This is a genomic window from Rhodococcus sp. JCM 9793, from assembly GCF_055380405.1.
Genome location: NZ_AP043721.1, coordinates 260222 through 273097, shown reverse-complemented (window position 1 = coordinate 273097; position 12876 = coordinate 260222). Strand labels below are relative to the sequence as shown.

The 12876-nt window shown below is 65.9% G+C and carries 9 protein-coding genes; all 9 read left to right on the top strand.

All coding sequences use genetic code 11. The features are described 5' to 3' along the window. Window positions 1–241 precede the first annotated feature (241 nt). The 9 genes from ACZ46K_RS03340 (at window position 242) to ACZ46K_RS03300 (ending at window position 12831) form a co-directional block, all read left to right on the top strand. Window positions 242–1798 carry a SpoIID/LytB domain-containing protein gene (locus ACZ46K_RS03340; protein WP_464746656.1) on the top strand — a complete coding sequence of 519 codons (1557 nt, stop codon included), beginning with the start codon at window positions 242–244 and terminating at the stop codon, window positions 1796–1798. 174 nt (window positions 1799–1972) lie between these two features. Then, window positions 1973–2728: a TipAS antibiotic-recognition domain-containing protein gene (locus ACZ46K_RS03335; RefSeq protein ID WP_054810234.1), complete on the top strand. Its 756-nt coding sequence runs from the start codon at window positions 1973–1975 to the stop codon at window positions 2726–2728. 74 nt (window positions 2729–2802) lie between these two features. Next, on the top strand, window positions 2803–4023 hold the full coding sequence (glf, locus tag ACZ46K_RS03330) for a UDP-galactopyranose mutase (protein ID WP_464746654.1): 1221 nt from the start codon (window positions 2803–2805) through the stop codon (window positions 4021–4023). Continuing rightward, entirely contained in the window at window positions 4020–5942 is a 1923-nt protein-coding gene (locus ACZ46K_RS03325; RefSeq protein WP_464746652.1) for a glycosyltransferase, read from the top strand. Before glf ends, ACZ46K_RS03325 begins: the two co-directional genes overlap by 4 nt. Continuing rightward, window positions 5920–6459 carry a phosphatase PAP2 family protein gene (locus ACZ46K_RS03320; RefSeq protein WP_054806580.1) on the top strand — a complete coding sequence of 180 codons (540 nt, stop codon included), beginning with the start codon at window positions 5920–5922 and terminating at the stop codon, window positions 6457–6459. The genes ACZ46K_RS03325 and ACZ46K_RS03320 overlap by 23 nt, the downstream gene beginning before the upstream one ends. Continuing rightward, window positions 6456–7361, top strand: coding sequence for a decaprenyl-phosphate phosphoribosyltransferase (locus ACZ46K_RS03315; RefSeq protein WP_054806579.1), 906 nt, complete (start codon window positions 6456–6458; stop codon window positions 7359–7361). Before ACZ46K_RS03320 ends, ACZ46K_RS03315 begins: the two co-directional genes overlap by 4 nt. Before the next feature lie 4 nt (window positions 7362–7365). Then, a complete protein-coding gene (zomB, locus tag ACZ46K_RS03310; RefSeq protein WP_464746650.1) occupies window positions 7366–9312 on the top strand; it encodes a flagellar motor control protein ZomB in 1947 nt (648 codons plus the stop codon). A gap of 344 nt (window positions 9313–9656) precedes the next feature. Next, entirely contained in the window at window positions 9657–10667 is a 1011-nt protein-coding gene (locus tag ACZ46K_RS03305; RefSeq protein WP_054806578.1) for an alpha/beta hydrolase, read from the top strand. Window positions 10668–10911: 244 nt separating this feature from the next. Then, window positions 10912–12831, top strand: a complete 1920-nt coding sequence (locus tag ACZ46K_RS03300) for an alpha/beta hydrolase-fold protein (RefSeq protein WP_464746648.1) — start codon at window positions 10912–10914, stop codon at window positions 12829–12831. The last annotated feature ends 45 nt before the right edge of the window (window positions 12832–12876 follow it).

Sequence of the window (12876 nt, the reverse complement as noted above, 5' to 3'; positions counted from 1 at the left end):
ATCCTCGAGCCCTATCCGTGCCGGAACGGCCCGCTGATGAAGGCAACTTGTGATGCCATTGTTGCTGTTGTGACATTTGTTGCGATACCTCGCCACTCTTGTCACACTAGACACAGCAAACCATAACCCTCAACCTGAGCTTGAGCATCGGTCTCGAGATGTCCGATCCGTGAGAGCGGGCGATCACATGGACGACCGTCCGCGTGATCAGCGGAAATGCGAGAACAAGGGAGCACAGCGCATGGCACGACAGTCGATTCGGCGCAGAGGAAAAATTCGTAGACGGCGTGTCGTCCTCGGTCGGCCGCTGCGCAACGGATGGCGCCCGACCGCGACACGTGCCGCTGTGATCGGCATCGCGCCGGCTTTGCTGGCCGGGGCTGTCGTCGGCGTTCTCGTGAGCGGCGGATCGGAGGATCCCGAGGTCCGGCAGGCCGTCTCTGCCGACACCCCCTTCACTTTCAGCGGTCAAGGCCACGGACACGGGCGTGGCATGGGCCAGTGGGGTGCCTACGGTTACGCGCAGGAGGGTTGGACGGCCGAGCGCATCGTCGGCCATTACTACGGTGGCACCACCCTGGGCACCGTCCCGGACTCCGCGATCGCCGTGCGTCTCATGGGTCTCGACGACCACAGCCTCGACGTCTACTCCGATGCCGGGCTCACCGTTGCGGGCCGCCAGGTCGGCCCCGGCGAAGCCGCCCACCTCACCCCGAACGCCGACGGCGGCGCGAACGTCGTGGTCACCGCCGGGTGCAGTGGTGACGTGCTGTGGCAGGGCGCCACGGATCTGCCGTGGGTCGACCCCGTCGATCTCGGTGAGGACCGCCCCAAGGACGAGCACCTCAAACTGTGCTCGGGCGACACCACCTACCGCGGCGCGATCGGTGTGGTGCTCGAAGGAGATGCCGCACGCACTGTCAACCGCCTGAACGTCGAGGACTACCTGCGGAGCGTCGTCCCGGCCGAGGCCGTGCCGGGCTGGGCCGACACAGGCGGAGCCGAAGCATTGCGCGCGCAGGCGATCGCAGCCCGCTCGTACGCACTCGCGGAGAAGCGTGACGAGAAGTGGCAGACCTGCGACACGACGAGCTGCCAGGTGTACGGAGGTTCGGGGACGGAGGATCCCCGTACCGATGACGCCGTTCGCACCACCCGCGGTCAAGCGCTGATGAAGGACGGCGCGGTGGTCCGCAGTGAGTTCTCCGCATCGACCGGCGGATACAGCGCGGGCGGCACCTTCCCGCCGGTCGAGGACCTCGGAGACAAGGTCGCACCCAACCGGCAGTGGGCGAAGACGATCACCGCCGGCGAGATCGGTACGGCATTCGGCGTCGGCGAACTCCAGAACATCGAGGTCATCGCCCGCAACAACCTCGGTGACGCGGGAGGCCGCGCTACTCAGGTGCGCGTGATCGGCTCCGACCGGACCATCGAAACCACCGGTGCCGAGGCGCGTGCCAAGCTCGGATTGCGGTCCGACTGGTTCAGCGTGCAGGAAGGTACCGAAGCGGCGGTGCCGCCGCCCACGCCGGCACCGGAGATCGACACCGAGGTCGGAGCCCTGCGGTTCGAGACCGGTGACAGCTCGGAGATCCAGTCGAAGTACCTCGAACTCGGCGGGGTCGACGGCATCCTCGGCACGCCCGTCGGACCCGAACTGATGCTTCCGGACGAGCGTGGCAAATTCCGGATCTTCACCGGTGGTGCGATCGTCTGGACTCCCGATCTCGGTGCCCAGGTCATCGAGTCGAGCTTCCTGCGTGACTGGTTCCCGAGCAGCGGCAGCGCCGAATAGAGCTCGACCACCCGACACAGTGAGCAATGCCGTCCACGGAATCCGTGGGCGGCATTGCTGTGCGTAGGGCGTTGGTTCTTCTCGGCATGCCGCAGCGTTGACATTGACGCAACGTCAAGATGCACGCTGGGTATCGAGCAGAACGGAGGGACGAACATGCGGCGTCGATCGGACATGCAGGGCGAATGGTCGATCCAGGAGCTTTCCCGGGCCGCTGGCGTCACCAGCCGCACTCTGCGGCACTACGACGACGTCGGGGTGCTCGCACCGAGCCGCACAGGGCGGAACGGGATGCGCTTCTACGACTCGGACGCCCTGGTCCGGCTGCAGCGAATCCTGCTGTTGCGCGACCTCGGTCTGGGACTACCCGCGATCCGCGAGGCCCTCGACGACCGCCACGACACCGCAGGTGCGTTGCGTACCCACCTCCAGCTGCTCGAACACGAGCGAGACCGACTCGAACGCCGGATCCGGGCGGTTCGCACGACCCTCGAGAAGACAGAGAACGGAGAAGATCTCATGGCGAACGAAGTGTTCGACGGATTCGATCACACGCGGTACCGGGACGAAGTGACAGAACGCTGGGGCGAGCAGGCGTACGACACCGGCGATCGGTGGTGGCGCGGCATGAGCGAGCACGAACGGCGCGACTGGCAGTCGCACGTTGCCCAGCTGAGCGCAGACTGGGCGGCTGCGGCGCAGGCGGGTCTCGACCCGCACGGAGAGCAGGCCCAGGACCTCGCCCGCCGCCACGTCGAATGGTTGTCGTCCGTTCCGGGCACGCCCGCTCACGGTGCGGACGAGTCCGGCCTACGTGATTACGTGCTCGGCCTCGCCGATATGTACGTCGAGGACGACAGGTTCGCGGCGAACTACGGCGGGACCGCCGGCGCCGAGTTCGTACGCGCGTCCCTGCAGCATCACCTCTGATCACCCGGCCCTTTCGGGACCCGCCGACGGTCCGAAAGGGCACCGGGGTGACAAGGTCGTTACCCTGGTTCTCCGTGACTGCTGCATCAGCGCCCCAGCCCTCTCCCGGTGAGTACGACCTGATCGTCGTCGGCTCCGGATTCTTCGGACTGACGATTGCCGAGCGCGCGGCCACGCAGCTCGGCAAGCGGGTCCTCGTGGTCGAACGCCGCCACCATCTCGGTGGCAACGCGTACTCCGAACCCGAACCAGAGACAGGGATCGAGGTCCACAAGTACGGTGCCCACCTGTTCCACACGTCGAACCAGCGAGTGTGGGACTACGTCACCCAGTTCACCGAGTTCACCGGCTACCAGCATCGCGTGTTCGCGAAGCACAACGGTCAGGCCTACCAGTTCCCCATGGGCCTCGGCCTGATCTCCCAGTTCTTCGGGCGCTACTACAGCCCGGACGAAGCGCGGGAACTGATCAAGGAACAGTCCGCCGAGATCTCGACCGCCGACGCCCAGAACCTCGAGGAGAAGGCGATCTCCCTGATCGGACGTCCTCTCTACGAGGCGTTCATCCGCGACTACACCGCAAAGCAGTGGCAGACCGATCCCAAGGAACTGCCCGCAGGCAACATCACCCGCCTGCCCGTGCGGTACACGTTCGACAACCGCTACTTCAACGACACCTACGAGGGCCTGCCCGTCGACGGCTACACCGCGTGGCTCGAGAACATGGCGAAGGATCCGAAGATCGAGATCCGGCTGAACACCGACTGGTTCGAGGTCCGCGACGACATCCGCGGCGCCAGCCCCGACGCCCCCGTCGTCTACACCGGTCCGCTCGACCGCTACTTCGACTACTCCGAAGGCAAGCTCGGCTGGCGCACCCTGGACTTCGAGACCGAGGTCCTGCCCACCGGTGATTTCCAGGGCACCCCGGTCATGAACTACAACGACGCCGACGTGCCCTTCACCCGCATCCACGAGTTCCGGCACTTCCACCCCGAACGCGACACGTACCCGGCGGACAAGACCGTCATCATGCGTGAGTTCTCGCGTTTCGCGGAGGACGCGGACGAGCCGTACTACCCGATCAACACGTCCGACGACCGCACGAAGGTCGCTGCCTATCGCGAGCTCGCCAAGAATGAAGCCGTGGAGAACAGCGTGCTGTTCGGTGGCCGTCTCGGCACCTACCAATACCTCGACATGCACATGGCCATCGCGAGCGCGTTGACCATGTTCGACAACACGGTCGCGCCGCACTTCGAGTCGGGCGCGCCGATTGCAGGGGACGCTTCATGAGCCGGCTCACCGCTGCCGTAACGACCGCACCCGACGCGCCGGAAGGCGAGGAGCTCGGCAAGACGCTGCTCCAGCGGATCATCCTGCCGCGACCCGGCGAGCCTCTCGACGTGCGGACCCTCTACATCGAGGAATCGACCACCAACGCGCGGCGGGCACATGCGTCGAGCCGCACCGAGCTGAACATCGGCGCGGAGTCCGAGGTGTCGCTGTGCACCTACTTCAACGCGTTCCCGGCGAGCTACTGGCGTCGCTGGAGCACGCTGAACTCGGTGGTGCTGCGACTCGAGCTCACCGGTCACGGGCGCATCGACATCTACCGAAGCAAGGCAGATTCGAGCCGCATCCACGTGCAGGGCCGCGAATTCCAGGGCACCGGCGTCGTCCTCGAACTCGAGACCGACCTCGGCCCGTTCGAGGACGGCGGGTGGATCTGGTTCGACGTCACCACCGACACCGACGTCACGGTCCATTCCGCCGGCTGGTTTGCGCCCGTCGAGGCACCCGGCAAGGCGTCCGTCGCGGTGGGTATCCCTACGTTCAACCGCCCGGCCGACTGTGTCGCGGCGCTGCGCGCGCTCGCGTCGGATCCGCTGGTCATGGATGTCATCGACGCGATGATCATCCCCGACCAGGGCACCCGCAAAGTCCGCGACCAGGACGGCTTCGCGGAGGCAGCCGAGCCGTTCGGCGATCGGCTCGTCATCCACGACCAGGCCAACCTCGGTGGATCCGGTGGCTACAGCCGCATCATGTACGAGGCGCTGAAGACCACCGATGCCCCGTACATCCTGTTCATGGACGACGACATCGAGATCGAACCCGACTCGATCCTGCGTGCACTCGCGTTCTCGCGGTTCGCCAAGTCCCCGACACTCGTCGGCGGGCAGATGCTCAACCTGCAGGAACGCAGCCACCTGCACACGATGGGTGAGGTCGTCGACCGGTCGGTCTTCATGTGGACGGCCGCCCCGAATGTCGAGTACGACCACGACTTCTCCACGAATCCGCTGCGCGATCGCGAGAACTCGAAGCTGCTGCATCGACGCATCGACGTCGACTTCAACGGCTGGTGGATGTGCATGATCCCGCGCGTCGTCGCGGAGGAGATCGGGCAGCCGCTGCCGTTGTTCATCAAATGGGATGACGCCGAGTACGGGCTGCGTGCCCGCGCCGCCGGGTACTCGACGGTGACGATGCCCGGCGCCGCGATCTGGCACATGGCGTGGAGCGACAAGGACGACGCCATCGACTGGCAGGCGTACTTCCACCTGCGCAACCGTCTCGTCGTCGCGGCCCTGCACATGCCGGGCGACGGCAAGGGCATGGTGCTCGACACGGTCAAGGCCACGATCAAGCACCTCGTGTGCCTCGAGTACTCGACCGTCGCGATCCAGAACAAGGCCATCGAAGATTTCCTCGCCGGACCCGAGCACCTGTTCGAACTGCTCCCCAAGGCGCTCGGCGACGTGCACGCGCTGCGGAAGAACTTCTCCGATGCCCGTGTGCTCCCGTCGTCGACCGACCTGCCGTTGCCCTCGGGCGCGGAAGTCGGGGCCGTCGGGCAGCCCGAAGGAAAACTCGCGAAGATCTCACGACTCGCGAAGGGCGTGCTGCACAGCGTGCGCTCCGAGAACCCCGAGCATCACACCCGTCCGCAGCTCAATGTGTCGACGATCGATGCCCGCTGGTTCCTGCTGTCGCAAGTCGACGGAGTGACCGTCACCACCGCAGACGGCCGCGGGGTCGTCTACCGTAAGCGCGACCGTGCGCAGGCCCAGGCTCTGCTGACCGAGGCCCTGCGCTTGCGGCGCGAACTCGCACAGCGCTTCCCGGAACTCAAGCAGCGTTACCGGGATGCGGTTCCCGCCCTGACCAGTAAAGAGGAGTGGGAACGTGTCTTCGGCATCGACGGATAGCAGCGCTGTTCCGCCCGAAGTACGGATTCTGCAGACGGTGCAGGGCACCGTCGGTGCACTGCCCGGTGCGACCTCGGTCGCGCGCGGTATGTCGCACTTCGGTGAGCACGCGCTCGGCTGGATCGCGATCGGCGCCGTGGGCGCTCTCGTGGATCCGAAGCGACGCACCCGGTGGGCAGGGGTCGCGGTCGGAGCGGTCGGAGCGCACGCCGCATCGATCGTCATCAAGCGCATCGTCCGCCGTAAGCGCCCGGACCACCCGTCCGTGCAGGTCAACGTGTCGACGCCGAGTCGGCTGAGCTTCCCGTCATCGCACGCGACGTCCACGACGGCAGCGGCCGTGTTGATGGCGCGCACGACCGGGCTACCCTTTCCGGCGATGCTCGTGCCGCCGATGCTGCTGTCGCGTCTCGTTCTCGGTGTGCACTATCCGACGGACGTCCTGGCCGGTGCGGCGCTCGGGGCGGCGTCCGCTGCTGTGGTGGCGCGGGCAGAGAAGAAGTTTGGAGAGCGATGAGCGAGGAACCGACCGTCGTTTCGGAGGCCCCCAAGAGCCTTCCAGCGGCAATCGTCAAGGCAGTGCGCCCACGACAGTGGGTCAAGAACGTGCTCGTGCTCGCGGCGCCGATGGCCGCAGGGTCCGTCACGGAATCCTCCGTGTTGTTGCCGGTTGCACTCGCGTTCGTGGTGTTCTGCATGGCGGCGTCCGGGATCTACCTCGTCAACGATGCGCTGGACGTCGAGGCCGATCGGGCACACCCGACCAAACGGTTCCGGCCGATCGCGGCGGGCGTCCTGCCGATCCGACTCGCGTACATCCTCGCCGTCGTTCTGCTCGTCGCATCGATCGCGCTGTCGTTCCTCGCGAACTGGCAGCTCGCGGTGGTGATCGCCGTCTACATCGCGATCCAGCTCGCGTACTGCTTCGGTCTCAAGCATCAGGCCGTGCTCGACATCTGCATCGTCTCGTCGGGCTTCTTGATCCGCGCGATCGCCGGTGGCGTGGCCGCCGAGATCCCGCTCTCGCAGTGGTTCCTGCTGATCATGGCGTTCGGGTCGCTGTTCATGGCAGCCGGTAAGCGGTACGCAGAGCTGCGGCTCGCGACGCGGACAGGTGCGAAGATCCGCAAGTCGCTCGAGTACTACACCGAGACGTACCTGCGGTTCGTGTGGACGCTCGCGGCGACGGCGGTGGTGATCTGTTACGGGCTGTGGGCATTCGAGCAGGACACGATTGCAGGTTCCAACTGGTACGCGATCTCGATGATCCCGTTCGTCGTCGCGATCCTGCGGTATGCGGTCGATGTCGACGGTGGCGATGCCGGCGAGCCCGAGGAGATCGCCCTGGGCGATCGCGTCCTGCAACTCCTTGCGGTGGTGTGGATCGTGGTGGTCGGCGGTGCTGTCTACCTCTTCTGACGTCGTGGACGGCGTCGACGACAGCGTGGCGGGCAGGTCGATCACCGACCCGCCCGCTCGGTCGGGTCGCCTCGCGACGGGGGTGTTCGCCGGCGGTGTCGTGATCGCGGCACTGCTGATGCTCTTGGGGGCGTGGGAACGCCGCTGGATTGCGGACGACGGCCTGATCGTGTTGCGAACCGTGCGCAACCTGATGGCGGGCAACGGCCCGGTGTTCAACAGTGGCGAGCGGGTCGAGGCCAACACGTCCACTTTGTGGACGTACATCGTCTACGCGGCAGGAGAGCTGAGCGGGGCTCGCCTCGAATACGTGGTGCTCACGATCGCTCTGTTCCTGTCGACCGGTGCGATCGTGCTGGCCATGCTCGCCGCCGCGCGGATGTACCGGTGGCGCCTACGGGGCGCCGGGGGCACGGTTCTGCTGCTACCCGCGGGAGTGCTCGTCTACATCGCCGTGCCGCCCGCGCGTGACTTCGCGACGTCCGGGCTCGAAACCTGCCTGGTGATCTGCTGGATCGCACTGCTGTGGCTGCTGCTCGTGCGGTGGGCGACACCCGACCCGAAACGCGGCGCTCTGCCCGGGACCACACAGATCCTCGTCACTGCCTTCGTTGCGGGACTAGGTCCGCTCGTGCGCCCCGAACTCGCCATTCTGGCGGCCGGAGCGCTGGCCATGCTGTTCCTCGCGCAAGGACTGACCTGGCGGGTGCGGGTCGCGATGGTCGTGGTGGCCGGGCTGACGCCCGTGCTGTATCAGATCTGGCGGATGGGCTACTACGCGCTGCCGTATCCGAACACCGCCGTGTCCAAGGACGCGGGCGGAGCCAAGTGGTCCCAGGGATTCGAGTACCTCGGCAATCTCGTGAGTCCGTATCTGCTGTGGTTGCCGGTCCTGTTCCTGGCGGTCGTCGCCGCTGTGGTGCTGTGGGCCACACGGTCCCCGGCCGGTGGCGGTGCCGTGGCGCCGGAAACGGCAACGGCAACGGACCTTCGGGCGTGGGCTCTCCGAGGGCAACGGGCGCTGCGCACTCCGACGACGGTCGTATTCTTCGCCCTCGGTGCCGGCCTGCTGTTGATGCTCTATTCGATGCGGGTCGGCGGCGACTTCATGCACGGTCGTGTGCTGTTGCCGCCGTTGTTCTGCTTCCTGCTTCCCGTCGCCGTCGTGCCTCTGCGAGTGCCCGACCGGTCGGTGATCGGCAACAACAAGACCACTCGCATGGCGGGAGCGATGGCGCTGCTGTGGATCGGGACGGTGGTCTGGGCGTTCTTCGCGTCCAACACCACGGGGATGCCGGAAGGCGCGGTCGTGGGCCGCTCCGGGATCGTCGACGAGCGCGCGTTCTACGTACTCAACACCGGCCATTCGCATCCGATCCTCGCAACGGACTACCTCGACTACCCCCGCATGCGCGCGATGGTCGAGGCGATCGACAACACTCCGGACGGTGGGCTGCTGCTGTCGACGCCCTCGTACGACGTATGGGATGTCGTGCCACCGCCTCTGCCGATCCCTCCGGGCGGTGCCGGGCACACGGTGTACTTCCTGAACCTCGGTATGACGAGCATGAACGTCGGGCTGGATGTGCGGGTGGTGGATCAGATGGGGCTCGCCTATCCGCTCGCTGCCCACACCGAGCGGCTCGAGGACGGCCGCATCGGACACGACAAGATCCTGTATCCGGACTGGGTGGTCGCCGATTCGGGGATGGTCGACGTCCACCCGTGGATGCCTGCGTATCTCGACGAGGACTGGGTCGCCATGGCCCAGGTCGCCTTGACGTGTCCTGAAACACAGGAACTGCTCGAATCGTCGAGCGCGGAGCTCACGTGGCCTCTGTTCAAGCGGAATCTGCGAAACGCATTCGAATATTCCGGGTATCGCATCGAGCGCGTGCCGAAATATGAGATTCAACGCTGTGATCTGGAAATGCCCGCGCCGCGAGGCTAGAATTCCGCCGTTTTTCACAGAAATGTCGCATTCGTCCTGTTGACCTGGATGGATGCGACATTTCTGCGTCGGGGGCCGTTCGGGTGGCCCGGCGTGTGGCGACGGTGAAGGTCTCGCTAAGATCACGCCGGGTAACGGAGATGTAACGTTCCGACCCCTGTGACGCGACGAAGTAGTCAAGGCAAGCTCAAGACCTTGGGAATCGGGGTTTGTCAGAGATCACGCTGTCCTTTACAGTCTTGACCGCAGTGTGACTTGAGGCGGCCTTCACCGGGTCGCCGCCGCCGAAATCCGTCGGGGGACGCAGACGCGGACGCCGCAGATCGAGAAAGTGAGCATTGTTCATGCGTTTTGTCCCTAGGTTGTCGCAGGGCCTTCGCAGGCGCCTGCTCGGCACCGCCGCCGTAGCGCTTGTGCTACCTGTCGCTGCAGGTGTTGCCGGAACGACCGCGGCAGTTGCCGCACCGGCCCAGGCCGCGCCGGTTTCGCACCGCGCGCCCGCCGGAGGCTTCGAAGAGGTCTTCGTCGATTCCGACATGGGTCCGATCAAGGTCCAGATCCAGTGGGCTGCACGCGGTGGCGACGCCGCTCTCTACATGCTCGACGGACTGCGTGCCCGCGACGACGCGAACGCATGGACCTTCGAGACCAACGCCCTGCAGCAGTTCTCGCAGGACAATGTCAGCCTGATCATGCCGGTCGGCGGCCAGGCGAGCTTCTACACCGACTGGTACTCGCCGAGTAATTTCAACGGCCAGGACATCACCTACAAGTGGGAGACGTTCCTGACCGAGCAGCTTCCGTCCTACCTCGAAACCCGCGGTGTCTCGCGTAGCAACAACGGCATCCTGGGCCTGTCGATGGGCGGCTCCGCTGCACTGACCCTGGCCGCGTACCACCGCGACCAGTTCCAGTTCGCGTCGTCGCTGTCGGGCTACCTGAACCTGTCGGCTCCCGGCATGCGCGAGGCCATCCGCATCGCGATGCTCGACGCCGGCCGCTTCAACGTCGACTCGATGTGGGGCCCGCCGTGGAACCCGGCATGGCTGCGCAACGACCCGTTCGTGTTCGCGCCCAAGCTCGAGGGCCTGTCCATGTACATCTCGTCGGCCAGCGGCCTGCCCGGTGAGCACGACAACCCGAAGGGCCTGACCGGTTTCTACAACACGGCCAACGCTATGGGCCTCGAGGCGCTGTCCCTCGTCCAGACCCGCGCGTTCCAGGTGAAGCTCGCGACCCTGGGTATCCCGGCCACCTTCGACTTCCCGTCACGCGGCACCCACGCGTGGAAGTACTGGGAGGACGAGCTGTGGAAGGCACGCCCGCAGATTCTGGACGCACTCAACGCGCACTGATCTGACTGCCTGGCCAAGCACACTGTTCTGACGTCGCCGCCCGATTGCTCCTCACGGAGCGACCGGGCGGCTTCGTGCATTCGATAACAATTTCCCCACCTGTCACAGCGCGGCTCCCTCACATCACGTCGCTCGACGTGTAGAAACAGGATTCGGGCCCGGCCGATCCGATCGACGGACGGCTCCCGCGATACCGAGTCCGCTCGGCGGACGATCTGCAATACCGCAATGCAGGAAGTGAGCGATGTCGATGCGAACTGTGCATGGTGGCCATCGGGGGAGGCCGAACGAGGAAGCTGTACGACGAGTACCGCGGCCGGGCTCGAGGACGAAGCGACGCCTGCTGGGGCTCGTCGCCGCAGCACTCGTGGCTCCGGTCGGCGCGGGATTGACGACCGTCGCGGTGGCAACGGCACAGCCGTCGGTCGCCGAATCCGGCCCCGCAACGACACAGGATTCCGCCGGTGCGACTGTGCGTAAGGTCGACTGGCTCACCGATCGCCGGGTCGCGCTCTGGATCGATTCGCCGTCGATGGGCACGCCCATCCAGGTGCAGCTACTGCTCGCGCGGGATTGGAATCTCACTCCCGACGCTCGGTTCCCGTCGGTGTTCATGCTCGACGGACTCCGCGCTCGCGACGACGAGAACGGCTGGACTATCGAGACGGATGCCGAGCAGTTCTTCGCCGACAAGAACGTCAACGTGGTCCTTCCCGTCGGAGGCCAGTCGAGCTTCTACGCGGACTGGGTCGACCAGAACAACGGTCAGACCTACAAGTGGGAGACGTTCCTGACCGAGGAACTCCCGCCCATCCTCGAAAAGGACTGGCGCACCACCGACAAGCGCGGTGTGGTCGGCCTGTCGATGGGTGGCACGGCAGCGATGTTCCTCGCGGCCCGAAACCAGGGATTCTTCCAGTTCGCGGGATCGTTGTCGGGGATTCTCACCACCACGACGCTCGGTATGCCCGAGGCCATCCGCTATGCGATGCAGGACGCCGGCGGTTTCGACGTCGACGCAATGTGGGGCGAGCCCGGCAGCGAGAATTGGGAATCCCACGATCCGTACCTGCTTGCCGAGAAACTTCGCGGTGTGAGCATGTACGTCTCGAGCGGCAGCGGCAGTACCGGTCCGTACGACCAGCCGACCGCAGTTCCCGGCGTGAGCACGAACTACGCGGGAATGGGACTCGAGATCCTGTCGCGCCTGACATCGCAGGCGTTCGCGACGAAGCTCAACAAGAACGGTATCCCGGCGCAGATCGTGTACCGGCCGTCGGGCACGCACTCGTGGCCGTACTGGGAATTCGAACTGCATCAGCTGTGGCCGCAGTTGGCCAACACGCTCGGTGTCGAGATCCAGAAGCCCGAGTGTGCCCCACTCGGAGCGTTCGGTGACGCCGCGGCCGCGAATCCGTGGCTCGGTGACTGTCTGACGCGGGAGTATCCCGTCGCAGGGGGGTCCGTCCAGGACTTCCGTAACGGCCGGGTGTTCTCGTCCGGCGGCACCGCGGTGCCTGTCGCAGGAGCCATCGGCGGTAAGTACCAGGCCGCAGGTGGTCCCGCCGGCCGGCTCGGTTACCCGACGACGGAGGAACGGGGGTCCGCCGACGGTCGCGGCCGCTTCAATCATTTCCAGCACGGAGCCATCTACTGGACTCCCGAGCACGGTGCACGCACAGTGCAGGGCGCGATCTTCGAGGAATGGAAGCAGCAGGGCTGGGAAGCCGGGCCGCTCGGATATCCGGTGCTCGACGAGGTCGGTACCCCGGATCAGCGCGGCAGCGTTCAAGGGTTCGAGATCGGCGCGATGTACTGGACGGAGGCGACCGGCGCGAACGCTGTGCTGGGGAAGATTCTGGCCAAGTACGGCGAACTCGGCTACGAGACCGGTGCGCTCGGCTATCCGAAGTCGAGCGAGCACGTGATCAAGGATGACGGGCGTTTCTCCGAGTTCGAGCACGGCAGTATCTACTGGACCCATCAGACGGGTGCGTGGCCGGTGAGGGGCCGCGTGTTCGAGGCCTGGGTGGCGGAGGGCGCCGAGAACGGCCGGCTCGGTTATCCGATCGGCGATGAGACGCCGATCGAGGGTGGAATCGAGCAGAAGTTCCAGCACGGGTCCGTTACCGTCGTGGGTGATGTCCCCACGGTTCACTCGTGATTCCGTTCGACAGGTGACCCCGTAGCGCACGCGGTGCCGGTCGGA